Origin of the sequence: Citromicrobium bathyomarinum (assembly GCF_021021475.1) — a bacterium.
GTDB lineage: Bacteria > Pseudomonadota > Alphaproteobacteria > Sphingomonadales > Sphingomonadaceae > Alteriqipengyuania > Alteriqipengyuania bathyomarina.
In genome coordinates this window covers 1-24,922 of sequence record NZ_JAINWL010000004.1, presented here as the reverse complement: position 1 = coordinate 24,922, position 24,922 = coordinate 1, and the positions used below count along the sequence as shown (strand labels likewise).

Below are 24,922 nucleotides of genomic sequence, written 5' to 3'. Positions count from 1 at the left end.
TCGTCCGACACGCAAGCCGGAAAGACGGGATCACGAGAATGACGGGGGAAAGGGCAGGCATGAATTTTCTGACGCGCCTGCGCCGTAATATCGCGGGCAATACCGTCGCGATCGTTGCAGCCGCGCTGGTGCCGCTGGTCGCGCTGATCGGCAGCGGCGTCGACATGAGCCGCGCCTACATGGTGGAATCGCGTCTCCAGCAGGCGTGCGACGCGGGCGTGCTTGCCGGTCGCAAGGAAATGGGCAACAGCACCTGGACCACTGCCGCTGCGAACGTCGCCTCCGAATATTTCGAGGTCAACTACGCCAGCGACTACCTCGGTTCGCAGGACGTCAGCTTCGTACCGACCAACCCTTCCGGCACGACGACGGTCGAGGGGACCGCCTCGGTCCGCCTGCCCACGGTCATCATGCAGTTCTTCACGTTCAGCGAGCTAAACCTCGCGGTCGACTGCGCGGCCCGCTACGACGTCGGCAACGCGGACGTGACCTTCGTGCTCGATACGACCGGCTCAATGGCATGCCCGAGCGATGCCGATACGAGCCAGTGCGACAGCTACCTCGATTACTACGGTATTCAGGAAGGGCGTAGCTATGGCAGCCTGTCCAGAACTTCGCGAATGGGCGCGCTAAAAGACGCGATAGACAGTTTTTACAATACCCTCGCCACCGCCTCCGCTGGCAGCGGCGGCCGCATCCGGTACTCGTTCGTGCCTTACACCGGTACGGTCAACGTAGGCAGACTGCTGCCGCAGAACTATATCGTCGATAGTCACGCCTACCAGTCGCGCAAAAACGAAGTCACCGGCACGACGCCGGCGGAATGGGTTGTGCATCGCACGGAATCTGTCTGCTCCGGCTGGTGGAATTGCTGGGTTAATCCCAACGCCGGACAAAACTGCACCTCGCGCTACTATACCTATCATGGGACTAACATCCGGGGCGAATACGCCACGACTTTCTCGGGGTGCATCTGGCGCGATTATCACGAGGGAACCAATACCTACAATACGGTCTACCGGCAGGTCACACATCCGACGTCGAGCTACAAGACCTTCACCGCCACCCCCGACCCGACGGGTGTGACAAATAATAGCTATACGTGGGAAGGTTGTATCGAAGAGCGTGATACGGTCGCTTCGGACTCAGTCACGTTCAACGCTGGCACCAAGACCTTCAGCCCGAACGGGCTTTATGATCTGGATATTGACAGCGCGCCTACCAACAACGCAACGAAATGGCGTCCCTATTGGCCCGAGGTTGTGTATTATCGGGACCCCAACACGACCACTGCAGATAGCGGTAGAAAATCGTCTTCAAGCTGCCCTTACGAGGCCAGGCTGCACTCAGAGTACGGTTCTCTTGCTGCCTTGCGCACATACACCAATAATCTGTCACCTTTCGGCGGCACCTATCACGATATCGGCTTGCTGTGGGGCGCTCGGGTCAGCTCGCCTCAGGGCATCTTTTCCAGCACCGTGAACGCCGCCCCTTCCAACAACAGCTATGTCGGCCGACACATCGTATTCATGACGGATGGCGAACTGGGTCCGGGCTCAAACTATTATCAAGCCTACGGGGTTGAGCAGCACGATGGGCGGATCACGGGGATGCAGACCTCGAATAACACCGGCGCTATCGTTGCCGAGCAGCGCACGCGGCTCACCCGCCGCTACAAAGAGCTGTGCAAGGCGATCAAGGCCAAGGGCATCCGCCTGTGGGTGGTCGCGTTCAACACTACGCTGACCACCGACATGACCGAATGCGCCAGCCCCAACAGCAGCTACACGGCGAACAATTCGGGCGCGCTCAACGACGCATTCGGCAAGATCGCCGAAGAGATCGCCGACCTGAGGCTGGTCGACTGATGCTGGCGCGCGCTCTCAACCGTCTGCGCCGCGACACGCGTGGCTCGACCATCGTCGAGTTCGCCATCATCGCGCCGTCCTTTATGATCCTGCTGATGGGCGTGTTCGATCTCGGCCAGACTGTCTACCTGCGCGCGGTGATGAATGGCGCGATGCAGGAGGCCGCGCGCGATTCCACGCTGGAAAGCGGCCCCACTGCGGAAGCGGCCATCGACGGGATGGTTGAAACCCGCGTCCAGCATGTGTTGCGCAGCGCAGAACTCTCTTTCGATCGCAAGAGCTACTACGACTTCACCGACATCGAGCGGGCAGAAGCAATCAATGACGATAACGCCAATGGCGAATGCGACGCGGGCGAAACCTTCGAAGACGAAAACGGCAATGGAAGCTGGGATTCCGATGTCGGCAGTGGCGGTTTCGGCGGCGCGCGCGATATCACGATGTACACCGTCACCGCGACCTACGATAAGCTGTTTCCGCTCTACGGTCTGCTCGGCCTGCCGCAGGAAGCGCAGATCGAGATGAGCACGGTGCTCAAGAACCAGCCCTACGCCCAGCAGAATGGCAAGGCGGTGCCGGAGACCGAGCCATGCTGACCTCCCTCCCCCCTGTTCCCGCGCGGCTGCGCCAGTTCGGCCGCCGCCTCAAACGCCTGCGCCGCGACAATCGCGGCCTCGCGCTGATCGAGTTCGCGATCAGCCTGCCGATCTTCCTCGGCCTGGGCATGTTCGGAGTGGAGCTTGCCAATTACGCGGTGACCAGCATGAACGTCAGCCAGATTTCGCTGACCATCGCGGATAACGCCGCGCGGATGGGCCAGACCTCGTCGAGCAGCACGACCAAGACCATCTACCGGTCGGACGTCAATTCGATCTTCGCCGGCGCAGCGAAGCAGGGCGAAAACATCGACCTGACCGAGCATGGCCGGGTCGTGCTCTCCAGCCTGGAGACGGTTGGCGTTCTCGACAAGCAGCTGATCCGTTGGCAGCGCTGCACGGGTTCGGCTGCCTACGCGTCACGCTATGGGCCGGAGCTTACTAGCGAGGTCACCGATCCCAGTTTCACCGGAATGGGCCCAACGGGCCGCGAGATCCGCGCGCCGGTCGGCGATGCGGTGATGTATGTCGAGGTGTTCTACGAATATCAGGGGCTGTTCGGCGACATGTTCCTCGGCAACCGCGTGATCAGGCACGAAGCCGCCTTTCCGATCCGTGACGACCGAGACCTTCTGCCCGGTGTCGCAGATGATGGCGCGCCCGATCCAGTTTGCAGCCCTGTGCCGGTACCCGTGCCGACACCGACGCCTACACCGGGGCCGTACCGGGATCACGCTGCTCCTGGAGTTTGTCATACGACCCATTTCGACGGCTATCACTGTCACTGACGAGAAGTGGCAGGAACCGTGCGCTGATGGGCGGCGTGGTGGGGCACCTTGCCGGCGCCCCTACTCCTCGACGTAGCAGACCTTCTTCACCGCCTTCACGATCCGGTCCGTATCGATCAGCGCCATCGCCTCCAGATTGGCAGCGTAGGGCAGCGGCACGTCCTCGTTGTTCACCCGCGTCACCGGTGCATCGAGATAATCGAAGCCTTCTTCCATGCAGATCGCCACGATCTCGCTGGCGATGGAGCAGGTCGGCCAACCCTCTTCGGCGACCACCATACGATTGGTCTTCTTGAGGCTTTCGAGCACGGTTTGCTTGTCCAGCGGACGCAGCGTGCGCAGGTCAATCACTTCGGCATCGATCCCGTCTTCGGCCAGCTTCTCCGCCGCTTCGAGCGCCAGCCCGACCGCGATGGAATAGCTGACGATAGTCACATCGCTGCCCTCGCGCACGATCCGCGCCTTGCCGATCGGCAGCACGTAATCGTCCAGTTCGGGCACGTCGAAGCTGCGACCGTAGACCAGCTCGTTCTCAAGGAAGACGACCGGGTCTTCGCTGCGGATCGCGGCCTTCATCAGGCCCTTCGCATCGGCCGCATCATAGGGCGCGATCACGATCAGGCCGGGGACGCTTGCATACCATGGGCCATAGTTCTGACTGTGCTGGGCCCCGACGCGGCTGGCCGCGCCATTCGGCCCGCGGAACACCACCGGGCAGCGCATCTGGCCACCCGACATGTAGTTCGTCTTCGCAGCCGAGTTCACGATGTGGTCGATCGCCTGCATCGCGAAGTTGAAGGTCATGAACTCGACGATCGGGCGCAGACCACCCATCGCCGCGCCGGTGCCGAGCCCGGCGAAGCCATATTCGGTGATCGGCGTATCGACCACGCGCTTGTCGCCGAATTCATCGAGCAGCCCCTGCGTCACCTTGTACGCGCCCTGATACTGGGCGACTTCCTCACCCATCACGAACACGCGGTCGTCGCGGCGCATTTCCTCGGCCATCGCATCGCGCAGTGCTTCGCGCACGCTGGTCGAAATCATGTTCGTGCCTTCGGGGATCGCGGGATCGCTGGCGGGGGAGCGGGTCGGTTTTTCCGCCGTCTGAGTCACTTCGGCCTCGGACGGTTCGCGCCCGACATCCTTGCCCTCACCTTCGACGTCTTCCTTCTCGTCGGACGAGTTATCGGACTTCGCGGCGGGCGCTTCGACATCGCCGACATCCTCGCCTTCATCGGCCATCATCGCGATGACCGCGCCGACGGAAACGCCTTCGGTGCCTTCCTCGACGAGGATCTTCGCCAGCGTGCCCTCGTCGACCGCTTCGAATTCCATCGTCGCCTTGTCGGTCTCGATCTCGGCGATGATGTCGCCGATCTCGATCTTGTCACCTTCGGACTTGAGCCACTTGGCGAGCGTGCCCTCCTCCATCGTCGGAGAGAGCGCGGGCATCTTCAGTTCGGTCGCCATTGCTCAGTACCCCTCCACCAGAACGTCGGTGTAGAGTTCGGCAGCCTCCGGCTCGGGCGAATTCTCGGCAAAGTCCGCGGCTTCGGAAACCTGAGAGCGGATTCCCTTGTCGATCTCCTTCAACTCGTCCTCGCTCTTGCCCTTCTCGATCAGCGTCTTCTTGATCCGCTCGATCGGGTCGTGGTGTTCTTTCTGGTCCTGCACCTCTTCACGGGTGCGGTATTTCGCCGGGTCGGACATCGAGTGCCCGCGATAGCGATAGGTGTTGCACTCCATCAGCACCGGGCCGTTGCCCTCGCGAATATGCTTGAACGCAACTTCGGCCGCCTGCCGCACTTCGAGCACGTTCATCCCGTCGACTTCCATTCCCGGGATGCGGAAGCTCGTGCCGCGGCGGTAGAACCGCGTTTCCGCGCTGGAGCGCTTGGTCGCGGTGCCCATCGCGTACTGGTTGTCCTCGACCACGAAGCAGATCGGCAGGTTCCAGAGTGCCGCCATGTTGAACGCTTCGTAGACCTGACCCTGGTTGGCCGCACCATCGCCGAAATATGCCAACGTGATGCCGCCATCGTCATTATACTTGTGCGCAAAGGCGAGGCCCGCGCCCAGCGGCACCTGCGCGCCGACGATGCCATGCCCGCCGTAAAACTTATGCTCGGTGCTGAACATGTGCATCGAGCCGCCCTTGCCCTTGGAAATCCCGGCCTGGCGACCGGTCAGCTCGGACATGATGACTTTGGGATCGATCCCGTAGGCAAGCATGTGGCCATGGTCGCGATAGCCGGTGATGACCGAGTCCTTGTCGTTATCGAGCGCCGACTGGAGCCCGATCGCGACCGCTTCCTGCCCGATATACAGGTGGCAGAACCCGCCGATCAGGCCGAGACCGTACAGCTGGCCCGCGCGTTCTTCGAACCGGCGGATCAGCAGCATCTGCTCGTAAAAGTGCAGCATCTGCTCTTCGCTCGCGTCGTAGAGCTTGTTCTTGTCGAACTCCTCTTGCAGCGAATGGAGTACGAAGTCCGGATCATCCACGGCGGCCAGATTCTCGGCCTTGGCGGGGGACTTCTTCGCAGCGGGTTTCTTGGCCAATGGTAACTCCTTCACGCAGGCCGCACGGCGGCCCGGCACGTGTTCCTCAGGGGCGTGGCGTAGCCCCATGACGTAACGTCGCGCGGCTTGCAATGGTTGCGAAAAATCTTGAGCTTTGTGAACCGCGCCCGGATGAAGGCGGCGATCAGCGTGCCGGAGCGTCCGGCTTGGGCAGGATCACCTCGTCGGGATGAACCACGTTGAGATTGCGGCGCATCATTTCCACGACCATGTCCGGATCGGCATTGTCGGGGTCGAGCGCGTCGACCCGCTGGCGCAGGTCCGCCCGCTGATCCTGCAGCTTGGCAATCCGCGCCTCACGCTCGGCCAGCGCCTTGGAGGCATCGCTCCACGCGAAAATCCCGCTCGGCCCGGCGATCGCCATGCCGCCCATCAGCAGCAGCGCCGCGAGAGCGAGGCCCTGGGTCAGGCGCTCACGCCGGGCCGCACGGTTCTGCTTGGCAATGGTTTTCCTGGCGAGGTTCATGGACGCCCTTGAATCACATGCGCCGGGCGGAGGCAAGCCCCTTTGGCGCAAGGGAAATCCGCCCGCACTCATCCCGTCTCAGCGCAGGAACCGGGCATGTCCCGCACCCGTTACACCGATTGACAGGCAGGCTGGTCAGACCTAGCTCGAGCGGGAAACGGCGCGCGCCCTCCCCCGGATACGCTGCTGCCGCCCGCCAAGACACAGTCACTGCTACGGAGGATGCCGATATGGCCGACCTTTTCGAGAATCCCGTGGGCCTCAACGGCTTCGAATTCGTCGAGTTCTGCGCGCCGGAAAAAGGCACGCTTGAGCCGGTGTTCGAAGCGATGGGCTTTACCCACGTCGCCAACCACCGCTCCAAGGATGTGCAGCTGTGGCGGCAGGGCAATATCAACCTGATCACAAATTACGAACCGATGAGCGCGGCGTGGTATTTCGCCCGCGAACACGGGCCGAGTGCGTGCGGCATGGGCTTCCGCGTGAAGGACGCGGCCGAAGCATGGGCGAAGCTGATGGACGCGGGTGCCGAGCCGGTCGACACCCAGACCGGGCCGATGGAACTCTCGATCCCCGCGATCAAGGGCATCGGCGGCGCGCTGATCTACATCATCGATCGCTATGCAGATGATGGCGACGAAGCCCTGTCGATCTACGACATCGACTTCGAACATCTCGACGGCGTCGAGAAGTATCCCGAAGGCGCGGGCTTCCAGCGGATCGACCACCTGACGCACAATGTCTACGGCGGGCGCATGGCCTATTGGGCCGACTGGTACGAGAAGCTGTTCAACTTCCAGGAAATCCGCTTCTTCGACATCAAGGGCGAATATACCGGCCTGACCTCCAAGGCGCTCACCGCGCCCGACGGCAAGATCCGCATTCCGCTCAACGAGGAAGCCAAGGGTGGCGGCGGCCAGATCGAGGAGTTCCTGCGCGAATTCAACGGCGAAGGCATCCAGCATATCGCCCTGATCTGCGACGACCTGATCGCCGCGTGGGACAGGCTCAAGCAGTTCGGCGTGCCCTTCATGACCGCACCGCCGGAAACCTATTACGAAATGCTGCCAGAGCGCCTGCCCGATCACGGCCAGCCGGTCGACGAGCTGAAAGCGCGCGGCATCCTGCTCGACGGGACGACCGAAGGCGGCCAGCCCCGCCTGCTGCTCCAGATCTTCGCGGAAGCGCAGGTCGGCCCGGTGTTCTTCGAATTCATCCAGCGCAAGGGTGACGAAGGCTTCGGCGAAGGCAACTTCAAGGCGCTGTTCGAAAGCATGGAGCGCGACCAGGTCCGCCGCGGCGTGCTGAACGTCGAAGACGCGAAGACCGTGTCCGAGCCGGCAGAATGAACGAAGCGAGCCACCCTGTGAAACTGGGCGGCGTCCACCACGCCGCCTACCGCTGCAAGGACGCGAAAGAGACCGTCGAGTGGTACGAGAAGGTGCTGGGTATGGAATATACCAGCGCCTTTTCGGAGGATCACGTGCCCTCCACGGGCGAGTACGACCCGTACATGCACGTCTTCCTCGACGCGGGGAACGGCAACATCCTCGCCTTCTTCGAACTGCCCAACCAGAAGGATATGGGCCGTGACGAGAATACCCCAATCTGGGTCCAGCACCTTGCCTTCAAGGTCGCGGATGAAGACGCGCTGATCGCGGCGAAGAGCCACATCGAAGGCCTCGGCATCGATGTACTCGGCCCCACGCACCACGGCATCTTCAAGTCGATCTACTTCTTCGATCCCAACGGCCACCGGGTCGAGCTGGCTGCCGACATCGGCACAGACGAACAATATGCCGAGCTCAAGCGGGTCGCGATGCCGATGCTGGACGAATGGAGCGAGACCAAGAAAGCTCCGCAGCACGCGGCATGGCTGCATGAGATCGCTCGCGAAGAACATGCCAAGGTCAAGCCTGCCGAAGAACCCGACTTGCCCTGATTTTCGGAACCGTCCCCGTTTTGCCGCCGTTGGAGCCGCAAAACGGGGAATTCCATGAGCATACCGACGAAGACGCCCTCGGGCGAAACCTACGACCAGACTGTCAATACGCTGGCCACCTTGCAGGACCAGCTGGTGGACATGGCGGAGGGGTTCGTCCGCGCCCTGCCCAATATGGCGATCGCCCTCGTGATCATCCTGATCACCTGGATCGTCGCGCGCATCGCGGTGCGCGGGGTGGGCCGCGCCATCGGCAAGACCGATATGCGCCCCTCACTGCAGAACCTGATCGATACCGTGGTCAAGCTGGGCATCTGGATCATCGGCCTGATGATCGCGCTGATCGTGGTTATGCCGGGGATGACGCCCGCCAGCCTGATCGCCGGGCTCGGGATCGGCGCGGTCGCGATCGGTTTCGCGTTTCAGGATATCTTCGAAAACTTCCTCGCCGGCGTGCTCATCATGCTGCGCGAGAAGATGCGCATCGGCGATGTGATCGAATGCGAAGGGATCAAGGGTAAGGTGGAGCATATCACCTTACGCGAAACCCATGTGCGCAAGCTGTCGGGCGAGCTGACGATCGTGCCCAACTCGATGATCTTCAAGAACCCGGTCGAAATCCTGACCGACGAGCAGGTGCGCCGCCACGAAGTGGTCGCCGGGGTCTCCTACGACACCGATCTGGACCATGCCGCCCAGGTGATCCGTAAGGCAGTGGAAGCGGTCGAGGGGATTGAGAAAGACAAGGGTGTCGACATTTTCGCGACCACCTTCAACTCCAGCTCGGTCGATTTCCTGGTGCGCTGGCACGCAGGCTCGACCCCGCGCGACGGCTGGGAATCGAGGGACAAGGTCGTGCGCGCGATCAAGCGCGGGCTGGACGAGGCCGGGATCGAGATCCCCTTCCCCTACATAACCCACACTTTCAAGGAACGCGTCCCGCTGGGCCGCGAGCCGAACGAAAGCGCGGCGGGCTAGCCCCTCACCTCACCGCGGCGAGATCTTCGAGAAAGTCGCGAATCCGCTGCGCATTCACGCCCAGATCGCCGACCCCGACCCGGCTGACCGAGCGCATGTCGACCAGGCTGCGCCCGGCACCGTCGGGGCGCACGCGGAGCACCACCTCATCCTCGAACCGGATGTATGAGGCATAGGCAGTCGCTTCCAGCCGCCCCGCTTCAGGATCGACCGCACGGATCGTCCAGCCGCGTTCCTTCGCCAGCATCTCCGCATCGCTGATGGTCTGCGCAACCGGCCTATCGAGCACCACGCTGCGCAGTTCGGGGTAGCCGATCTCGTGCAGGCCCACCCATTCCGAAGGTTCGCTTAGCCCGCGCATATTGTCGTCCGGCAGGGTAATCGTCTCGAACTGCGGGACATCGGCAAGGTCGGTGGTGACGTCGTGGATCATCGGTGCGTCGGCCCCCATGGCCACGCGAACCGCCAGCGAACCGATGAATCCGGCCGCGAACAGGAAACCGATGAGCGCCGCCCGGCGCGCAGGCCATCCGGTGCGCCAGTTGAGCAGCAGCGCGATGATGGCGATTACCAGCGCCCCCGCCACGACGGGAGCAGCCAGGGTCAGGTACTTAAAGCCTTCCAGCTTGCCGATGGTATCGAACCGCGCCAGCGTCATCCCGGTAAATGCGGCAATCGTACCGCCCAGCGCCAGCACCAGCGCGAGCCATGACAGTCCCCTTGTCCACTTGTGACTCATCGTTCGTTCCCCCCGGATTGTTGCTGTGGCGCGCCCGGACGGAGAGAGTTTGAACACCCTCTTCGAGACGCTGGCTGACTGGAGTAACGCGCTTGCGGAGCTTCCAGAAGGCTTTTTTGACGGTACAGACCCACCTGAGCCTTAAAGCTCGCAGTTTCTCCTAAGCCCCCAATTCCAACCACAATCGTGCGCATCATGCCCGCATCTCACCGATGCTGGTGTGGTGCGCTTTTTCTTTGCAGCCGATGCCGAACGACAGACCCAAACGCCCCCCTCCTTTTTGCCTGCGTCTGACAGGTGAAGAGCGTGCGCGACTGGAGCACGATGCCGCAGGCATGCCGCTTGGCGCGTACATCAAATGGCGCGTCTTTGATCCTGATAGTCCACCGCCGAGAAGCCGTGGCAAATTTCCGGTGCGCGACCATGAAGCACTCGGTCGGATTCTTGCTTTGCTCGGCATCTCGCGCATCGCGAACAATCTCAATCAACTCGCCAAGGCAGCAAATTCCGGTTCGCTCGTGGCCGATGATACGACCAAGGCGATGATCGAAGAAGCAGTCAGTTACCTTCGAACAATCCGAGACCTGCTGATGCGCGCCCTCGGCAAACGCAGTCCATCATGATCCTGAAAGCGTCAGCGCGTGGCACGCCGATGGCCTTGGCAAAACACCTGCTGAATGAGCGGGACAACGACCAAATCGAGACGCATCGGGTCGAGGGCTTCATGTCTTCCGACTTGAGCGAAGCCATGCGCGAGGTGCAGGCGATGAGCGCAGGTCTGCGCTCCCAGAAGCCGCTTTTCAGCGTCTCGCTTTCACCACCGGAAGAGGCAACAGCCGATGTCGAATTATTCGAACGGACGGCAGATCAGATCATGGAGGCAAATGGCCTGAAAGGTCAGCCGCACGCGCTCATCTTCCATGAGAAGGAGAACCGGAGGCACGCCCATCTCGTGGTCAGCCGGATCGATTCCGAGCGCATGACGGTTATCCCGCTGCCGTTTTTCAAAATGAAGCTGAAAGAGATATCGAAGGCAGCGTATTTGGAGAACGGATGGCGACTACCCGATGGCTACGTGGACCGTGAGAGCCGTGACCCACGAAACTTTGATCTTGCCCTCTACCAGCAAGCGAAGCGGGAGGGCCGTGACCCGAAACACATCAAGATGCTCGCACAGGAAGCTTGGGCGGTCTCTGACAATAGCAAGACTTTGCAACAGGCCTTGGAGCAGCGCGGACTTTACCTCGCGCGCGGCGACAGAGGCCGCTTCGTCGTGTCCACATGGCGAGGTGAGATCATGGCGCTGCCGCGGCTCCTCAGCCGGAAGACCAAGGAGGTGCGCGAGCGGCTTGGCGAAGACCGAGAGCTGCGCAGCCTTGAACAAACTCGGGTCCACATCGCCAAGACCGTCGGTCCAGTCCTCGCGAAGCTTATTCCGCAAGCAGAAACCGAACGGGACAACGCCCTGCAACCGCTAAACGAGCAGCGGCAAGAACTCACGGCAGACCAAAGGCTCGAACGTCAGCGGATGGATATGGGCCAATCCGCCCGGCACGAGAACGAGCAGCGTGCGCGAGCGGAACGCTTCCGCATTGGCGTGGCTGGGCTTTGGGATAAGCTGACAGGCCGCAAGGCCGAGCTTCGCCGCCACAACGAGCTTGAAGCCTATGAGGCCCTGAAGCGCGATCAGAGGCAGCGGCAGGCAATGATTGAGGCGCAACTAGCCGAGCGCCGTACTCTGCAAAGCCAAATCCTGGAGGTCCGAGCGCGCCACGAAGCGCGGATTGATGAGATTTATCGCGATCTCTCGCAACAGCTAGAAGCCGTGCCGGATCGCAGCTCTGCTCGCATCGAATGGCTTAAAGCGAACAGCCCGAGCGAGCAGCGACAGGACAGGCAATCAACGAATAGGGAAAGGAGCTCAGAAAGCCGCCGATCTGTAAGCTCTGACCGCCTCGCGTGGCTAGAAGCCCAGCAACGGGGTCGTTCAGGTATCCCGCGCGATAATGGATCGCAGATTGATCCGGATATTGGGCACGAACTGGATTAGCTCTCGCCCATGATGATATGATCTTTCAATGAACGATCAGGAACGCGAGATCATTATTCTCAACTCGGCTTGGGAGATGATCGACAACATGGTCAATTGGGCCATGTTCTGCAAAACAGAGAAACGAGAGCTTTCGAACTTGATGTTCGAAACGAATGCCCATGCACGGCTCTTCCTCGTTTTGCTTGGCGACTTTCTGTCACAGGTCAGCCCTTACAAATCCAAAAAAGTACCGCTCGGATTGCTGCCCGTTCCCGACAACGTTCGCCCGTCCGACAAAACGTTTCTCTTCCACCTCCGGCAAGTGTGCACGAAGCCCCATTTTGGCGGAAATACCAGCCAGCTCCACGAAGCGGTCGAGGCCTTCGCAAGCTGGTTGGAGGGGGCTTTTCGCACCGAAGGCGTAAATCTTCACCCTATCGACGTGGTCGCAGACATCGAGATCGAACGGCTGCTCTACCTAAAAATGTGCGGTGATATCTCCAAGCACAGTCTCGCCCGCCTTGAAGCTAACGCCAGACGGCTCCGGGTGATCTTGGAAAATGCGGGAGTAACCATTGATGAACAGCAGAGCTATCTAGGTCTGGAAACATTCTTCGATTGGTTCTTCGATGGCATGTTCATCTATCATTCGAGCCTGATAGCGGAGTTCCTGAACAACATCCGCTGGGCGATCTATGACTATTTGCAGCCGGAGTTTCAGCGCTCATATCACCGAGATCCACGCGCGACCGACTTCCTCCCACTCTATGGATATCACGTTCCAGCCGAGGTCACCGATCCGATCGCCTTTGCTATGTATTGGGATGCGATGAACCGCTCTAGGCGACCGCCATACTTTCAGCGTTTCACGATCCCGGCTTCGTTCAAAACGCTCTATTAGCCGGGATCATGTTGGCGCAGATCGCTAGAAAATGCGCGTCGCAATCGCCAGCGCGCCGAACAGGATTGCCGTTGCAAGCGTAGCGCGCGTCAGGAAGACAATGCCAGCGGCACAGATGCCCCACCAGAGATACCAGAATAACCCAGCCCAACCCTCGCCGTAGTTCTGTACGGTGAATTCCATGACCCACGGAATGGACCACTCGTGGAATTTCGGTGTCAGCAGAAACGCGGCGGCAAATGCCGCTACATTCGCCAGCCCTTTGGCCGAACTCATAAAGATGTTGCGGGCGGCTTCCTTATCTTGGGTTTTGCCGATCATGAGAGAGTCTCCCGATGAGCGGACCCCAATGATCCGCTTTCGGGGCGACCCTAATCTCATGGCCCAGCACGAAGGGGGGGATAGGCTGATTGATGACGAAGGCCGAATCCCGTAAAATGGAGCAGCCAGAACGATAACAACAACCGCGCTGCTCAATGCCGAAAATGCCGGGCGAAACGCCCCCTCAGATGATCCATACAATCAGCGAAGCGGAGATCGGCCAGCTCAGTCAGGAGCTGGAGCGCACAGGCCTGTCATCCATGGGGGTGCGGTATCGCGTGCTTGAACGGACTGGAATTGAGATCGACGCGCTGCTGATCCGTCAGCTTGCGGCGGGCAAGAAGGCCCAGCTCCTCAAAGAGGCATGGAACGCGCTGATCGCAACCCTCGCGAGCTTACCAGACAAAGCCCCCGGCACGCGCGAACATCGCAAGCGTGTCACTCTTACAGAAGAGATGAAAGCCGAGCTGGAAAGGCAGATCGAGCGCACTGCATACGGTCCTACCGAGATCGCCAAGCGAATGGCGGGCATCGCCCCCAATCTTACGGCTGTCAAAATCTCAAACTGGCGCACCGGACGACGCAAAACGGCCTGCCCGGATGAATGGAAGGCGATGATGGATTTCCTTGAAAGCTATCCGGGCGAAAGCTAGACCACCGCCGGACCTAAGTATTTCAAATTTTAGCAAAATTTTATCTATACTTAACATAATACTAACCCGCATCGACTATACTTTTTTAGGTACGCGGGAAAACCCGTGACTTGAACAAGATAGTCCGGCCAACGGGCAGAATGGGGAGATTATGAGTGTTGTGGGGGATGCACAGCGTTATCGTGACGCGGCGGACGGCCTGAAAGGCAGTCTGCGTCAATCATTCGGCCATGCTCACATGGCGATCGAATTTGAACCTGAAATCGATGAGAACACACGCGATGCAAGCGCAGGCGTTATTACCGATGCCAGCGCTCAGCGCGGCATAATCAACGCCGCCCGCCAGATCGAGGCGGGCGAGGATCGCTCCGTCAATGCGGAGATACTCGGCCCCTCCAAATTGCAGGCGCAGCAAAAAGCCAATCGTGAGAAGGCGCAGCGTAGCTATCGCGATCAACTCCTCTTGCTCACTCTGCATCGCTATCAGGAGCGCATCGACTGGCACAAAGGAGAGATCGCCAAGATCGAGCAGGACAAGGAGCTTGTGCAGGATCACCTCGACAAGCTGGAAAGCGGCGAGAAACCAGAGCTGAATGAGGATGGCAGCCTGAAAGACCAAGAGCTTGAGGCCACAATCAGCGCTTATGAGAAGAAATACGGCATCACGGTGGACCGTGATGATCCGGACGCAATCCGCGGCCTTCTACAGCGGATGGATGGCGATATTGCCGAACATAAGCGCGATATAGAGAAGGCGGAGATCGAGAGGGATGCAGAAGTCGCTCGGATCGAGAACATGCCTGAGGATCAGGCAGTCTTAGAATTGCAAAAGATCGAGGCCGAGAAAGGCACATTCAGCGCCGATGCCGTGACCACCAAGCTTGACGATGATGTGCAGATCGCCGCTGTGGAAGGACAAGACCTCGACCAAGATACGACGAGCTTTGCTTCGACCTCAGCCCTAGCAAACGGCGGAGCTGGCCTTTATTCCGATACGATCACGATGGGCTCCCAGACCAGCGGCGAACTAAGCACAACATTCGCCTTTGCGGCCGATGATGCTTTGCCAGCCACGCAGCAGGAGATCGAGCCAGAGGCGGATCAAGTCCCTACTCAGTCGATCACAACGAGCAATGGCATGAATGTCTAGTTGAGAGTGGCTGTGTTGGCGGCAAGCTGGCGGCCATTTTCCAGCACGCCCTGACCGCGCTTTAGCTCGCTACGAACCATCAGGGCCAGACGCTCAGGATTGCGATCCGCGTTATCGATCGTTCCTGTGAGAATCCCGTCAGCATAAAAAGTAACCTGATCGCTTCCCGAAATCTGGGAGCCTCCAGCGCTTTCCGGCGTCACAGGATCGGCAACCATCATGCCGCGCAAGGGCACGCCATCCGCGATTGCCATACGTGCGCCCTGCTTGGCAGCTTCAAAGGCGCGTGGATCATCGCCGAAAAAGACCATGATCTGGCCCCCCTCAGAATCCATTGCAGCCGCCATCTGAACGCCTCTGATCTGAATACCGCGCGCATCGCGCATGGGCAGATTGATCTGATCTATGTTTGTGACGGAGACATCCTGAACCTGCTGGCTGTTGGCCGCCGTCAAGGGCGTCAAAGCCAGTGTTGCTCCGGCAACGGCTGATAACGCAGTCTTGAGTTTTGGTGCAGCCATGTTGGCCTCCTTCGTTTCGCGAGAAACGAGAGAAAATCAGCCATTGGCTTCAAGCGCTTAACCTATTGAAAACGGTCCTTTTTCTTGCCTTATGATACGCAACGGTGTATTATGCGAGCGTAAATTTGGAATGAGAGGATTTCCAAGGCTTTAGCGCCAATACGCTCCTCCCAAGATCGGCTCGAAATTGGCCGTTTCGAAAAGGACCGTTTTCCGCATCGGTGAGCCGCAGATGAGCGCGCACCGTCATTCCTCTTTCAACCCCAAAGGAGGAATGACCCATGACCGCCAATACCCCTAACCCGCGCCGTATAGCCTACGCTCGCGTCTCAACCGTCGATCAGGTGATGGATGGCCAGCTCGATGCGCTTAAGGCCGCAGGCTTTGATTTCATATTTTCTGACCACGGCATTTCGGGTTCCAAGCGCTCGCGCCCGGCGCTGGATAAAGCACTGTCCACTCTTAGAGCTGGCGACACCCTGCTTGTCTGGAGGCTCGACCGCCTTGGGCGCTCGCTACGCGACCTGATCGACATCGTTGAGGGGTTGGAGAAGCGCGGCTGCCATTTTGAATCGCTGTCCGATCGCATCGACACCTCATCCGCGTCCGGCAGGCTGATCTTCCACCTGCTCGCGGCATTGGCTGAGTTCGAGCGCCAGCTAGCATCCGAGCGAACCAAGCTAGGGCTAGAGGCTGCCCGCAAGCGCGGCGTTACATTAGGAAGGCCTCCGGCTGGAGGTTGGCGAAGGAGCCGGAAGCGCCGGATACATCGACAGACTTCTGGCAAGTCGATGATCCGGCGAGCATGAAAGCGGAGCCGCAAGAGCGGCCCCGCTAAATTTGGTTTATATCGTTATGGGCCTATCGATTATGCGGTAGGCAGCGTCCCAAACTTGAAATCTTAGCAGAAGCCTAGCCGGGCTGCGCCGCTTTGGCATTCGCGTCGCGAACTTCTTGATGTCCGTCGTCCATGAGTATGTGAGCTCATAACCATAAGCCCGCTCAACGATGTTCTCGTCCACAACGATAGTCTTGAGTTCCTCGTCGATCAGCAATCCGCCGTCATCATGAAAATCGAGGATGGTGGGCATGAGGAAGTGGAAACTCCCCTCGCGCGTCATCTCGTCCTCGACCAAACGCACAGCCAGTGCGTGCTTGTAGGCGGGATTTAACAGCAGCGCTGCTCTGGTAATTATAATCCCCTTAGTCATCACTCTTGCTCCTGTCTGGAGAAAGAGCCGCGCGGTCTTCCCAATGGTCATCGCGGGGGTCTCCCGCACTCAGCCGTCGCCAAGCACCAGTTTCATGCCGCGCCGTATTTTCGACCGCAAAGTACGCGTCCGGTAGCCGTCAGGTAGACGTCCGGTAGTTTTCTATAAATAACTGATAAGTTTGCATATTATTTTCCGAATATGCTATGATTGAGGATGAGTGATGAGCAGGAACTTGAGTATCGGGTAAGGGTCATAACGGATCGCCAAACGGGCAAACCGCTACAAGAATGTTGGCTTTGCCCTCACGGCGTTGATGGGTTCCATCGAGACCACGGCCCGGCGGAGCTAGATTGGGACGCAGACTCCGGTGTGGTCATAAGGGAAGGCTATTGGCAGTTCGGACGACGGCATCGGGATAACGGTCCGGCCTTTATCAGAAGAGACCCTGAAAGCGGCAAAGTCACTTCCAAATCTTGGATTCATCACGGGCGACTTCACCGCGAAGACGGCAAGCCCGCACTTCAGGAAATAGACCCGGAAACAGGAGTGATTTTTCGCGAAGAATATCACGAGAAGGGAAAGCCTCATCGCCTTGATGGTCCAGCTCTCATCACGCGTGACCGAAAAACTGGCGAGGTCGTATGGAGCGCCGCCGACTACGACGATGACGACGATTTGGCTGCCAATATCCCACCAGCACACGATATGCTTGAACCCTAGCCTCTTATTCCGCATTCTCGCTGGGAAGGGGGCGGTCTGCGGTGAACTCAGAAAATTTCGTTCTGTTCAAAGCGCGGATTCCCGAAGAGGCGCTACCGCAGATTGCAGCAATCCTATCGGACGAAATTCCGGCGTTTGCAGAAGCGATGTGCGGTGATCCTAACAAGCACCTTGAAGACCACCTTGACTTCTTATTTAAGAAGGTCGGCCATCACACAGGGCAATTTACCAAAAAAGAATCTTCCGGCGATGAATATCTTACAAATCTAGTAACCAACAGCTGGCCGAAGCTCGCAAAGCGCCAAGGTGGCAGCAAGAGAATGCTGCTGGCTACATACTACTACTTGCATTTAACCAATGCAGGGAAGCCAATTGCCCAAAGAGTAGATCAGGCTGTTTTTGGCCATTCGTTTGAAGATGCAATCGGAGCAATTCCGGGCGCCTGTTTGGATAATGACATTCCTATTCATGGGACTGAATATAAAGATCATTATTTGGAGAACTTAGACGAATTATCCGATCACCATAAAAAGCCACTCGCACCGCCAACCCCAGAAAGTTTCACAATCTCCGGGATGCAGGGGCGTTGGGAGATTATTACAAGGAAAATCGAAAGGTTTCTATTACTCAATGACAATGAGATTAATGAAATACGTGAAATGATGGACAACATTTCAGAAGAAAGAGAATTGCTATCGGCATTAGATTTAGAAACAATCTCTCATATCATTTTCATTATCCGATTTAGATCAAAACGGGCCTTTGAGCTGCTTGAAGATAATATTGCCCCTTGATGGGTATGGCATTGATGCGCGAATTAATTATGGAATTATTAAAAGAAACCGCAACAGGCGATTATCTGAGGTGGCGCGAGCCCAATGAAGATGAAATCGATGATATTGGTAACGCGACAGGTCAAGCAATCTCAAAAAGCTACGAAAAATGGAAACGTAGGCCTCCGGCATCAGCTAGCGAAATTCGCAAACTTTTAGAGGACGAGAAAAGGCGTATGTGCTCCATGTTCATTATAGAATAGCTCTCTAACCATTCCGATACAGTTTCTTCAATTGAATGAATGCGAGATGTGCACGTTGTGCTGATGGCGAGATGTGCATGTTGTGCTGATGGCAAGATGTGTATGGTATTACCATACATCTTGGGAAGGGAGGCCCGCTGCGCGCCTCCCGTTCCATCCCTCCCGGCCTAATGGCACTTCGCCGATCCCATGACCAACCTTCGGGTCAGGGGCGGGTCAGTGCCATCGGGGAGACTTCGCTCTCCCCAACCGAGCCTCACGGCTCTCCCCCATCGACCAAAGGACGTGCCTGCCCCTCGGAACCCAGCCGCCTCCAGCGCGGCAAGGGAGCATTCTGCGCTACCCTTGACCCATCGAGCAGGGCTTGGAGACTTCCCTCCCCACCTGCACCGAACCATGGTAACGTCCGCCGTAATTACCCAGCGTTTTCGCGTTCCGTTTCCTCAGCAGCCCATAATTGCTCTGCTTCGGAACGCCATTCCGATAGCCTGCCGAGTTGCGGTACTGGAAGGCCGTTTAGACTATGCGCGATCAGATCAGGAAGTGCGATCGGCTCAGAGCAAAATCTACGGATTGGCACAATCACCCATGACTGTCCGTCTCCAAAACGGTTGCGGAGATCATCGGTAATGCTGTCAGCAGGGGCCACTACGATCATCATGTTTTTGCCGCTGGGACTGGTAACGAACAACGCAAGATCGCCAATCGCCCAAAGAGAGAGTGTCCACGCCCCCTCCAATCCTAACGGAACCGCTAGACCTTCCTGCCAATACCCGGCTCCGCGTACCTCATTTCCTTTACCGGTATGAAAGAGATCACGCAGTGATGCTGCATATGATGTGGAGAGATGAGCCCTGCCAAGTAGGTTAGCGCCCACGCCAAGAGCAAGCTTCCCGAGAAAGCGTTGCTCAAAATTTGTGCTTATGGTCGCACGGACTTGTACCTCTTGAGGTGCGTCGTTTCTGATCCACTCAATCTCTCTGTCCTCAATCTTGGAACGCTCGACACCCCTAATCAACCTGTCTGCTAGTTTCGGCGGGAGGCCCGTCAATTGTGTCAGGCAATGAACCCTCGCTTTTGGAAAGGTGCGACATACACTCGCAAGAGCCATCAGGGCTCGCACTTGCCCTCTATCGACAAGGCTCAGATACACGCGCCCAGGGTCGCGCTTTTTGCGATCCATCGGATTTCCGCCCGCGTAGGTTGCCCAGCGTTCGCCATCATCGGCGTGAACGAAGCGGCAGGTTTCGCCGGACGGGCCGAGCCAGAACTCACTAAGCTCTTCGGGCGAACATGGAAAAGACCGCTCTTGACCCATGTAAGTGTATCCGGCGCGATCGATCACCGAGTTTCCTATGAAGGCCTCGTTGGATATCCGCTTCTCATGGAACGTGAATGAGCCTTTTAGAAACGGTCCATCCACCCACAAGCCTGCCTTGCTGTTACACTTCCGGCAAACATCGTTTGAGCGCCACGGATCAGGGCAAGCCGCGCCGCCCAAGCCTTGCGGCCAGATGTGTTCGAGTGACCCGCCCCCTTCGAGCGGCTCGTCACAATAAATGCAGCAAGTTCCGTCCTTCACAGCCACCATATTCAATTCGGGCTTCTGTCACGCTTGGTTTGATAATCATAGCTAGCAGGCTGATGATGAAGCTCGTCAGCATGGCGTCGAATATCCCCAATCACACTGACGATCTCGTATTCGATCGACTGCCCTCCGGGTGATGGCCGCTTGCGCTGAAGCCACTTATCCAGTCTGTCCATCTTCGCCTGCAAATGGGTTCCCGCTACTGAATAGCGCAAGGCTGTAAGTTCATTATACCCGCGATAATCAGAGTAGGCCTCGACAGCCTCCAAAACTTCTTCGCCCCTTGAGGCAGGGCGATCATCTAAGCTTGCGGACCCATCTTTTTTCAGACTGGGGTCGCTTTCGACGTTCGCCAATCCGTCAGATAATGCCGCGCAGAGTTTTTTGTGCTCTTCCTCAAGCCGTTCGTGTGACCAATCATAGGGGGCGCTGCCAACAAAGAGATTTGGAAGATCGAAATGCTTCCGAACGGCTTCGGGCAGCATTCTCTCAACGCCGATCACGCCGCGAATGCGATCCATAAATTGCTCGACGTTGATTCCCGACCACGAACGAGACATGCTCTCCAGATACCGTAGATTGACGTTGGTCACTTCGTCCTTGCTGTTCCAATAGCGCATGGTCAGCCCCCACCTTCTTGCAGCAACTGGCGCAATGCGGTGCCCACGTACTCGCGCACGCTTTCAAACCACGCGGCATATTGGCGGTTTGAAATTCTATCGAATTCCAGCGTTTCGTCGCCGAACCGATGCAGCGTAGCTATCAGTAGTTCTTCCGCCAAATCGCCGCACAGGCTCACACCGCTGGCTACACCTTCGTCATACGGTGAGATCGACCCGTGAACCAATTGAGAACGCAACTGATAGGCCTGCATGACCTTTTGGCGATTTTCTTCCCAACCTTCTGGGTCGTCTGGATTAAACAGAAGATCGGCCGTCCGAATGGCCACGGTCTGTTCGATAGACTCAGTTTTTCCAGCGGTAACAATTCGCTCGATTGCCGTCACATATTTCACTGCCTGCGATGAGAGTGTTTCATCCCTCACTGCTTCGCCGAACCACATTGCCGCATCGAGGTAGCGTTCACTCATGGGGCGACTGATCGTAATGTCCGATCGACACTGAAGCGCGATACCTGCGAGACGAAACATCTCAGCAATATCTTCGCGCTCCAATTCCTTCGACCAACCATCGGCAAACCCAACCTGATCGAAGCCGCCATGAGATGTTGAGACCGATAGATTTCCTTCGCCATCCACTACAAATCGCGATTGCTTGTCAGAACTCAGTCCTGGCCCGCCGACGCGCAGCATATCTGTGTTCCGCCGGGACAGTATGACGTGGAGCAAATCAATGGCTGACGAGACAGCCTTTTTCGCCTCCTTCTCACCAGTATCGGCGTCGCACCCAATGATTGTGACCTCGGCGATCCATTTGAAATGTTGGTAGTAGGATAGCCCCTCACGAAGATGTTTCCGGCTCCATTTCTGGCTCATTTTTGACCGATCAACCCTCAAATATTCGCGCATGGCCGGGGCGAGCTTCCCTCCTGCATACTCACGCGTCATTAAGGCCACAGGTCCGAGCCGGACAAATTCCGGCTCAGTGTTGAATGTAAATCTCACTGGCAGATAATAGGTTCGAGATTTGCAGCCACGCTGCGCCGTTTTTGCAGCCCACGACAGGAGCTTGCTTACCTCTCGCTTATCGATTTCACGACCCTGGCTGATGAAACGCTTGACCAACTCAGCTTGGAGAGGGTCTTTGACGTTGCCGAGGGTTACGCGCCGTTCCAGTCCTTTTGATGCACGCGCCCTTTCAGCCAGTCGCCAAAGGCATTCGGACGAAACTTTGCTGGTGAACATCGACCCGTTCCCCGACGGATGGGGCAGCATAAGCCACGGATCCATTTCTTCTTTTAGGGCTTCGAAGTCGGTTTGCGCGAGTTGCTGCATACGAACGCAGTCTTCCAATATGGCCCGCACATCTTCGACATTTTTCTCGCTCTGACTGGTCATTTGCGGATCAGCTCGCTTCCTCGCGCCAATGCGCCCATTCGATGAGCTTAGGAGTTACGGTAACAGGACGCTTGTCGATGATCCCAGTCATCGCCTCAAGGCGCTCGACAACTTCCTGATCGAATTCAACTTCAATCTCGAAATGAGCTGCGAGTAGAGCTTTCGCCGACAACGCTTCCTTCAAAATTTCTTGCGCGATATTTTCGGTTTTTGCGCGCTCAAAAAGATCGTCAAATTCGCATTGCACCTCACGCAGCTTTGCATGATCGGCATTATGGCCTTCCAAGTCGGTTACGGGTGATCCGTATTTCTGCCGTATGTGCTCATTGGCCGCTGTTCTTCCCATGGTAATTTGTTTTTTCAAGGAAGACGCGAGGGGGCGACAGATGTCGAACAGAAACACGCTGTCCATCTCGTGTTTCAGGTCCGAAAAATCGATTTCCTGCCCCAATTCTGTATGCTGCCCGGTTAGCTCGTCATAAAGCGCCCAGCGCTTTGTCCAGCTTTCTCCATCGCTCCATCGCCCGCGCATCACATTGTTCATGACGATTTCACGGGTATAGACGGACACAATGCTCTTGAGCCGATCAATCAAATCAGCTGCCTGCTTTTGCTTGTCCTCCCACAACTCCGCCTCGAAGCCCAAGCCCTTGAACCTTTTGAATCGCGCGAGATTCGAATAGAAAAAGCTGAAGAAGGCCATACCGAACAATGCCGAACCTGCTGCAACCTCGCTTGACAGAAGCGAGCGAAAAGCAAGTCCTAGGCAGGCCAGACCGACAATCCCGAAGAGCCAACGCTCCCAATTCTTAAGGGCGTAATCCATGGTTTTTGTCAGCAGTTCTCGCATCGTATCCTCATCAATGAATCTGTTGCGAAATTCTCTCACATTTTGACGAGAACACAAAAATAGTTGTGCATTTTCTGGGAATGGCATCCGGGCGGGCTCTATGGCTTCGCCACCGAGCCGCTACGCGTCTCGGCCCATACGGGTGACGATCCCTCATGCATTACTATGGGGCTTCGCCCCTCGCGCGGGCAAGGCATCCAAACGTCTCCACAGCCTTTGGCTGCGAACCCTCGTTCGGAGCCTCCTTGCCCTTGCTACCCCCACACTCGGCGTGAGCCAGAGGTTTGCAGGATGCAAACCTGCTTTTTCATTCAATCAGGCAATCCCCCCAAGCCCATTTGTGTCCGCTGGCAAGATCCATCCAGTCGCAATCGCTGGAGACCCTTCATGTCGAGACCAAAATACACCTGCATCCCGGAACGCGAGATCGGCCCGTTCGGCCCATACGGTCCCGACTGGCCGACCGTGTGCTTTCTCAGCTTCATGCTGGGCGTGCTGATCGGCGGGATGCTCACGGCCTAACCCCCCAAGACCAGTTTCGAATCGTGCCATCCCATTGGGGCTGTTCCGGTTGGCGGGGCAGCCTCAAACCACGGAGGCCGCTATGGCGAAAAAGAATCCCGAAATCGAACTCAAAGGTCACATTCCGGTCTACGGCCCGAAGCAGAACAAGACGAGCCTGTCCGACATCCTCGGCGGCATTGCTGTGATCTTCATCGGGCTGCTGATCGTCGCTCAGTGCGCCGGATAATCACAAATCCAATCACCTTTTTAGGGCGGCCTTCGGGTCGCCCTTTTTTGTTTTCGAAGGAATACCATCGCATGTCTGACAAGGAGTATTATCGCCACGGCTCGGCTCGCTGGAGCATGGACGAGGAAATCGCCCATGCGCGGCTTTTCACACCCGACGGCATCCATGTCGGTTATAGCGGCAAGCGCCGCCTTGCATTGGAATCCGATTCCCCCGGCCTGATTTTCGGCGGGGCGGGATCGGGCAAGGCCAGAGATTGGGGGATGGAGGCCATCATTCGGATGGCGCACCGCCCGTTATGGGTGCTCGATCCGCGCGGTGAGTTGCTCGCAACCACCATGCCCGCCTTCGCCAAGGCGCGCAGCTTCGTCTACAGCTTCAAACCCTTTGGGCTGCATGGTCTCGCGAGCCACTCCCTCAACCCGCTCGATATTCTGCAATCCAATGATCCGCGCTTGCATGCCGACTGTGCTTTCATTTCCGCCTCGCTAATTCCGCTGTCGGGCAGCGCCAACGGCCAGTATTTTGAACTTCGAGCACGCCAGTGGGTCGATGCCCTCCTGAAATCGCACGTCGAGCGCGAGGGGCATTGCAGCTTTCCGGCACTCGCCCGGCAACTCGCCATGATCGAGAGCGATCCGGTCGCGTGGGACGCAGAGCTGTCCGCGATGGAGCGCTCAATCCACCCCGACGTTCGCGTGGCAGCCGGAGAAATCTGGCAGAAGCAGCAGAACGCGCCGCGCGAGTTCGGAGCGATTCTCGGCACAATCAAGGCGCACTTGCACTTCCTCAACGACCCGACCGTCATGGCCAGCCTTGACGGCGTGGACTTCTCGCTCCGCGATCTCACCGACGCGCAGCAGACCACCAGTTTTTTCGCCCTCGTGCCGATGGAATATATCGGGATACTTTCGCCCCTGTTGCGAGTGCTCTTTACCGTCAGCCGCCTCTATAAGGGCCGCGCCCCGCAAGCGCCGCGACTGACGATGATTGTGGATGAAGCCGGGCAGATGGGCCGCTTCGAATCCCTTCTACAGGCTTTCACGTTCGGGCGCGGAGAGGGGGTCCGCACCATCGCTCTGTTCCAAGATGTCGGCCAGATCATCCGCAACTTCGATGCCGCGACACTTCAGTCGTTCATCGGATCGGCGCAGCTACGTACCTTCTTTGGGGTGAGGGATTTTCAGACCGCACAGCTCATCAGC

At 58.0% G+C, this 24,922-nt stretch carries 29 protein-coding genes; 18 read left to right on the top strand and 11 right to left on the bottom strand.

The features are described from left to right. Positions 1–59 precede the first annotated feature (59 nt). The 3 genes from K7H93_RS14255 to K7H93_RS14245 are packed head-to-tail and all read left to right on the top strand — an operon-like array spanning position 60 to position 3,252. Positions 60–1,868, top strand: coding sequence for a TadE/TadG family type IV pilus assembly protein (locus K7H93_RS14255; protein ID WP_230784185.1), 1,809 nt, complete (start codon positions 60–62; stop codon positions 1,866–1,868). Further along, a complete protein-coding gene (locus K7H93_RS14250) occupies positions 1,868–2,464 on the top strand; it encodes a TadE/TadG family type IV pilus assembly protein (RefSeq protein ID WP_230784184.1) in 597 nt (198 codons plus the stop codon). The genes K7H93_RS14255 and K7H93_RS14250 overlap by 1 nt, the downstream gene beginning before the upstream one ends. Further along, positions 2,458–3,252: a TadE/TadG family type IV pilus assembly protein gene (locus K7H93_RS14245; protein WP_230784183.1), complete on the top strand. Its 795-nt coding sequence runs from the start codon at positions 2,458–2,460 to the stop codon at positions 3,250–3,252. The genes K7H93_RS14250 and K7H93_RS14245 overlap by 7 nt, the downstream gene beginning before the upstream one ends. 60 nt (positions 3,253–3,312) lie before the next feature. Here the strand turns inward: K7H93_RS14245 and K7H93_RS14240 are convergent, their stop codons facing one another. The 3 genes from K7H93_RS14240 to K7H93_RS14230 all read right to left on the bottom strand — a co-directional run bounded on the left by K7H93_RS14240 (position 3,313) and on the right by K7H93_RS14230 (position 6,304). Beyond that, positions 3,313–4,725 carry a pyruvate dehydrogenase complex E1 component subunit beta gene (locus K7H93_RS14240; protein ID WP_230784182.1) on the bottom strand — a complete coding sequence of 471 codons (1,413 nt, stop codon included), beginning with the start codon at positions 4,723–4,725 and terminating at the stop codon, positions 3,313–3,315. 3 nt (positions 4,726–4,728) lie between these two features. Then, positions 4,729–5,817: a pyruvate dehydrogenase (acetyl-transferring) E1 component subunit alpha gene (pdhA, locus tag K7H93_RS14235; protein WP_230784181.1), complete on the bottom strand. Its 1,089-nt coding sequence runs from the start codon at positions 5,815–5,817 to the stop codon at positions 4,729–4,731. Positions 5,818–5,962: 145 nt separating this feature from the next. Then, positions 5,963–6,304 (bottom strand): FtsB family cell division protein, encoded by a 342-nt coding sequence (locus K7H93_RS14230; RefSeq protein WP_010238177.1) that lies wholly within the window; start codon positions 6,302–6,304, stop codon positions 5,963–5,965. A gap of 230 nt (positions 6,305–6,534) precedes the next feature. Here K7H93_RS14230 and hppD point away from each other — a divergent pair, with 230 nt between their 5' ends. Genes hppD through K7H93_RS14215 form a run of 3 tightly spaced genes read left to right on the top strand, consistent with a single transcriptional unit; the run spans position 6,535 to position 9,224 of the window. Beyond that, entirely contained in the window at positions 6,535–7,653 is a 1,119-nt protein-coding gene (gene hppD / locus K7H93_RS14225) for a 4-hydroxyphenylpyruvate dioxygenase (protein ID WP_230784180.1), read from the top strand. Continuing rightward, positions 7,650–8,246: a VOC family protein gene (locus K7H93_RS14220; protein ID WP_010238183.1), complete on the top strand. Its 597-nt coding sequence runs from the start codon at positions 7,650–7,652 to the stop codon at positions 8,244–8,246. The genes hppD and K7H93_RS14220 overlap by 4 nt, the downstream gene beginning before the upstream one ends. Before the next feature lie 54 nt (positions 8,247–8,300). After that, positions 8,301–9,224 (top strand): mechanosensitive ion channel family protein, encoded by a 924-nt coding sequence (locus K7H93_RS14215; protein WP_230784179.1) that lies wholly within the window; start codon positions 8,301–8,303, stop codon positions 9,222–9,224. Positions 9,225–9,228: 4 nt separating this feature from the next. On the opposite strand, the gene K7H93_RS14210 is transcribed toward K7H93_RS14215, so the two are convergent. Then, a complete protein-coding gene (locus tag K7H93_RS14210) occupies positions 9,229–9,963 on the bottom strand; it encodes a DUF1499 domain-containing protein (RefSeq protein ID WP_230784178.1) in 735 nt (244 codons plus the stop codon). A 212-nt stretch (positions 9,964–10,175) separates the two neighbouring features. Here K7H93_RS14210 and K7H93_RS14205 point away from each other — a divergent pair, with 212 nt between their 5' ends. Genes K7H93_RS14205 through K7H93_RS14195 form a run of 3 tightly spaced genes read left to right on the top strand, consistent with a single transcriptional unit; the run spans position 10,176 to position 12,896 of the window. After that, a complete protein-coding gene (locus K7H93_RS14205; RefSeq protein WP_230784177.1) occupies positions 10,176–10,586 on the top strand; it encodes a MobC family plasmid mobilization relaxosome protein in 411 nt (136 codons plus the stop codon). Next, the gene (locus K7H93_RS14200) at positions 10,583–12,013 is read left to right on the top strand and encodes a relaxase/mobilization nuclease domain-containing protein (protein WP_230784176.1); all 1,431 of its coding nucleotides are present in this window, start codon (positions 10,583–10,585) and stop codon (positions 12,011–12,013) included. The genes K7H93_RS14205 and K7H93_RS14200 overlap by 4 nt, the downstream gene beginning before the upstream one ends. A gap of 28 nt (positions 12,014–12,041) precedes the next feature. Beyond that, entirely contained in the window at positions 12,042–12,896 is an 855-nt protein-coding gene (locus K7H93_RS14195; RefSeq protein WP_230784175.1) for a hypothetical protein, read from the top strand. Between the two features lie 24 nt (positions 12,897–12,920). Here the strand turns inward: K7H93_RS14195 and K7H93_RS14190 are convergent, their stop codons facing one another. Then, positions 12,921–13,217, bottom strand: a complete 297-nt coding sequence (locus K7H93_RS14190) for a hypothetical protein (RefSeq protein WP_230784174.1) — start codon at positions 13,215–13,217, stop codon at positions 12,921–12,923. 188 nt (positions 13,218–13,405) lie between these two features. Between K7H93_RS14190 and K7H93_RS14185 the strand changes: the two genes are divergently transcribed. Together K7H93_RS14185 and K7H93_RS14180 are read left to right on the top strand one after the other, a co-directional pair. Further along, positions 13,406–13,870: a hypothetical protein gene (locus K7H93_RS14185; RefSeq protein ID WP_230784173.1), complete on the top strand. Its 465-nt coding sequence runs from the start codon at positions 13,406–13,408 to the stop codon at positions 13,868–13,870. A gap of 151 nt (positions 13,871–14,021) precedes the next feature. Next, complete coding sequence (locus K7H93_RS14180; protein WP_230784172.1) at positions 14,022–15,020, top strand: hypothetical protein; 999 nt, start codon at positions 14,022–14,024, stop codon at positions 15,018–15,020. Here K7H93_RS14180 and K7H93_RS14175 read toward each other — a convergent pair. Further along, entirely contained in the window at positions 15,017–15,541 is a 525-nt protein-coding gene (locus tag K7H93_RS14175; RefSeq protein ID WP_230784171.1) for a hypothetical protein, read from the bottom strand. The genes K7H93_RS14180 and K7H93_RS14175 overlap by 4 nt on opposite strands. A 281-nt stretch (positions 15,542–15,822) precedes the next feature. Between K7H93_RS14175 and K7H93_RS14170 the strand changes: the two genes are divergently transcribed. Then, a complete protein-coding gene (locus K7H93_RS14170; RefSeq protein WP_230784170.1) occupies positions 15,823–16,350 on the top strand; it encodes a recombinase family protein in 528 nt (175 codons plus the stop codon). 36 nt (positions 16,351–16,386) lie between these two features. Here the strand turns inward: K7H93_RS14170 and K7H93_RS14165 are convergent, their stop codons facing one another. Beyond that, complete coding sequence (locus K7H93_RS14165; protein WP_230784169.1) at positions 16,387–16,803, bottom strand: hypothetical protein; 417 nt, start codon at positions 16,801–16,803, stop codon at positions 16,387–16,389. A 165-nt stretch (positions 16,804–16,968) separates the two neighbouring features. On the opposite strand from K7H93_RS14165, the gene K7H93_RS14160 reads away from it, so the two are divergent. Genes K7H93_RS14160 through K7H93_RS14150 form a run of 3 tightly spaced genes read left to right on the top strand, consistent with a single transcriptional unit; the run spans position 16,969 to position 18,511 of the window. Continuing rightward, entirely contained in the window at positions 16,969–17,475 is a 507-nt protein-coding gene (locus K7H93_RS14160; RefSeq protein ID WP_230784168.1) for a hypothetical protein, read from the top strand. Between the two features lie 41 nt (positions 17,476–17,516). After that, positions 17,517–18,269 (top strand): hypothetical protein, encoded by a 753-nt coding sequence (locus K7H93_RS14155; RefSeq protein ID WP_230784167.1) that lies wholly within the window; start codon positions 17,517–17,519, stop codon positions 18,267–18,269. A 5-nt stretch (positions 18,270–18,274) separates the two neighbouring features. Further along, positions 18,275–18,511, top strand: coding sequence for a hypothetical protein (locus K7H93_RS14150; RefSeq protein ID WP_230784166.1), 237 nt, complete (start codon positions 18,275–18,277; stop codon positions 18,509–18,511). A 415-nt stretch (positions 18,512–18,926) separates the two neighbouring features. Here the strand turns inward: K7H93_RS14150 and K7H93_RS14145 are convergent, their stop codons facing one another. The 4 genes from K7H93_RS14145 to K7H93_RS14130 are packed head-to-tail and all read right to left on the bottom strand — an operon-like array spanning position 18,927 to position 22,966. After that, positions 18,927–20,102, bottom strand: a complete 1,176-nt coding sequence (locus tag K7H93_RS14145) for an HNH endonuclease (RefSeq protein ID WP_269060316.1) — start codon at positions 20,100–20,102, stop codon at positions 18,927–18,929. Positions 20,103–20,104: 2 nt separating this feature from the next. Next, the gene (locus K7H93_RS14140; protein WP_230784164.1) at positions 20,105–20,719 is read right to left on the bottom strand and encodes a hypothetical protein; all 615 of its coding nucleotides are present in this window, start codon (positions 20,717–20,719) and stop codon (positions 20,105–20,107) included. A 2-nt stretch (positions 20,720–20,721) separates the two neighbouring features. Continuing rightward, complete coding sequence (locus tag K7H93_RS14135; RefSeq protein ID WP_230784163.1) at positions 20,722–22,116, bottom strand: HEPN domain-containing protein; 1,395 nt, start codon at positions 22,114–22,116, stop codon at positions 20,722–20,724. Between the two features lie 7 nt (positions 22,117–22,123). Beyond that, positions 22,124–22,966: a hypothetical protein gene (locus K7H93_RS14130; RefSeq protein ID WP_230784162.1), complete on the bottom strand. Its 843-nt coding sequence runs from the start codon at positions 22,964–22,966 to the stop codon at positions 22,124–22,126. Between the two features lie 387 nt (positions 22,967–23,353). Between K7H93_RS14130 and K7H93_RS16010 the strand changes: the two genes are divergently transcribed. From K7H93_RS16010 to K7H93_RS14120, 3 genes are all read left to right on the top strand, one after another. Continuing rightward, positions 23,354–23,488: a hypothetical protein gene (locus K7H93_RS16010; protein WP_269060302.1), complete on the top strand. Its 135-nt coding sequence runs from the start codon at positions 23,354–23,356 to the stop codon at positions 23,486–23,488. 82 nt (positions 23,489–23,570) lie between these two features. Next, positions 23,571–23,717, top strand: coding sequence for a hypothetical protein (locus tag K7H93_RS14125; RefSeq protein ID WP_230784161.1), 147 nt, complete (start codon positions 23,571–23,573; stop codon positions 23,715–23,717). Between the two features lie 71 nt (positions 23,718–23,788). Then, positions 23,789–24,922 (top strand): type IV secretory system conjugative DNA transfer family protein (locus K7H93_RS14120; RefSeq protein ID WP_230784160.1); only part of this gene is annotated, 1,134 nt, incomplete at its 3' end.

Bases quoted from the DNA above. Each gene is read 5' to 3' on its own strand.
- K7H93_RS14255 (WP_230784185.1), top strand. From the start codon at position 60: ATGAATTTTCTGACGCGCCTGCGCCGTAATATCGCGGGCAATACCGTC.
- K7H93_RS14250 (WP_230784184.1), top strand. From the start codon at position 1,868: ATGCTGGCGCGCGCTCTCAACCGTCTGCGCCGCGACACGCGTGGCTCG.
- K7H93_RS14245 (WP_230784183.1), top strand. From the start codon at position 2,458: ATGCTGACCTCCCTCCCCCCTGTTCCCGCGCGGCTGCGCCAGTTCGGC.
- K7H93_RS14240 (WP_230784182.1), bottom strand. From the start codon at position 4,725: ATGGCGACCGAACTGAAGATGCCCGCGCTCTCTCCGACGATGGAGGAG.
- K7H93_RS14230 (WP_010238177.1), bottom strand. From the start codon at position 6,304: ATGAACCTCGCCAGGAAAACCATTGCCAAGCAGAACCGTGCGGCCCGG.
- hppD (WP_230784180.1), top strand. From the start codon at position 6,535: ATGGCCGACCTTTTCGAGAATCCCGTGGGCCTCAACGGCTTCGAATTC.
- K7H93_RS14220 (WP_010238183.1), top strand. From the start codon at position 7,650: ATGAACGAAGCGAGCCACCCTGTGAAACTGGGCGGCGTCCACCACGCC.
- K7H93_RS14215 (WP_230784179.1), top strand. From the start codon at position 8,301: ATGAGCATACCGACGAAGACGCCCTCGGGCGAAACCTACGACCAGACT.
- K7H93_RS14210 (WP_230784178.1), bottom strand. From the start codon at position 9,963: ATGAGTCACAAGTGGACAAGGGGACTGTCATGGCTCGCGCTGGTGCTG.
- K7H93_RS14205 (WP_230784177.1), top strand. From the start codon at position 10,176: ATGCTGGTGTGGTGCGCTTTTTCTTTGCAGCCGATGCCGAACGACAGA.
- K7H93_RS14200 (WP_230784176.1), top strand. From the start codon at position 10,583: ATGATCCTGAAAGCGTCAGCGCGTGGCACGCCGATGGCCTTGGCAAAA.
- K7H93_RS14195 (WP_230784175.1), top strand. From the start codon at position 12,042: ATGAACGATCAGGAACGCGAGATCATTATTCTCAACTCGGCTTGGGAG.
- K7H93_RS14190 (WP_230784174.1), bottom strand. From the start codon at position 13,217: ATGATCGGCAAAACCCAAGATAAGGAAGCCGCCCGCAACATCTTTATG.
- K7H93_RS14185 (WP_230784173.1), top strand. From the start codon at position 13,406: ATGATCCATACAATCAGCGAAGCGGAGATCGGCCAGCTCAGTCAGGAG.
- K7H93_RS14180 (WP_230784172.1), top strand. From the start codon at position 14,022: ATGAGTGTTGTGGGGGATGCACAGCGTTATCGTGACGCGGCGGACGGC.
- K7H93_RS14175 (WP_230784171.1), bottom strand. From the start codon at position 15,541: ATGGCTGCACCAAAACTCAAGACTGCGTTATCAGCCGTTGCCGGAGCA.
- K7H93_RS14170 (WP_230784170.1), top strand. From the start codon at position 15,823: ATGACCGCCAATACCCCTAACCCGCGCCGTATAGCCTACGCTCGCGTC.
- K7H93_RS14165 (WP_230784169.1), bottom strand. From the start codon at position 16,803: ATGACCATTGGGAAGACCGCGCGGCTCTTTCTCCAGACAGGAGCAAGA.
- K7H93_RS14160 (WP_230784168.1), top strand. From the start codon at position 16,969: ATGAGTGATGAGCAGGAACTTGAGTATCGGGTAAGGGTCATAACGGAT.
- K7H93_RS14150 (WP_230784166.1), top strand. From the start codon at position 18,275: ATGGCATTGATGCGCGAATTAATTATGGAATTATTAAAAGAAACCGCA.
- K7H93_RS14145 (WP_269060316.1), bottom strand. From the start codon at position 20,102: ATGGTGGCTGTGAAGGACGGAACTTGCTGCATTTATTGTGACGAGCCG.
- K7H93_RS14140 (WP_230784164.1), bottom strand. From the start codon at position 20,719: ATGCGCTATTGGAACAGCAAGGACGAAGTGACCAACGTCAATCTACGG.
- K7H93_RS14135 (WP_230784163.1), bottom strand. From the start codon at position 22,116: ATGACCAGTCAGAGCGAGAAAAATGTCGAAGATGTGCGGGCCATATTG.
- K7H93_RS14130 (WP_230784162.1), bottom strand. From the start codon at position 22,966: ATGCGAGAACTGCTGACAAAAACCATGGATTACGCCCTTAAGAATTGG.
- K7H93_RS16010 (WP_269060302.1), top strand. From the start codon at position 23,354: ATGTCGAGACCAAAATACACCTGCATCCCGGAACGCGAGATCGGCCCG.
- K7H93_RS14125 (WP_230784161.1), top strand. From the start codon at position 23,571: ATGGCGAAAAAGAATCCCGAAATCGAACTCAAAGGTCACATTCCGGTC.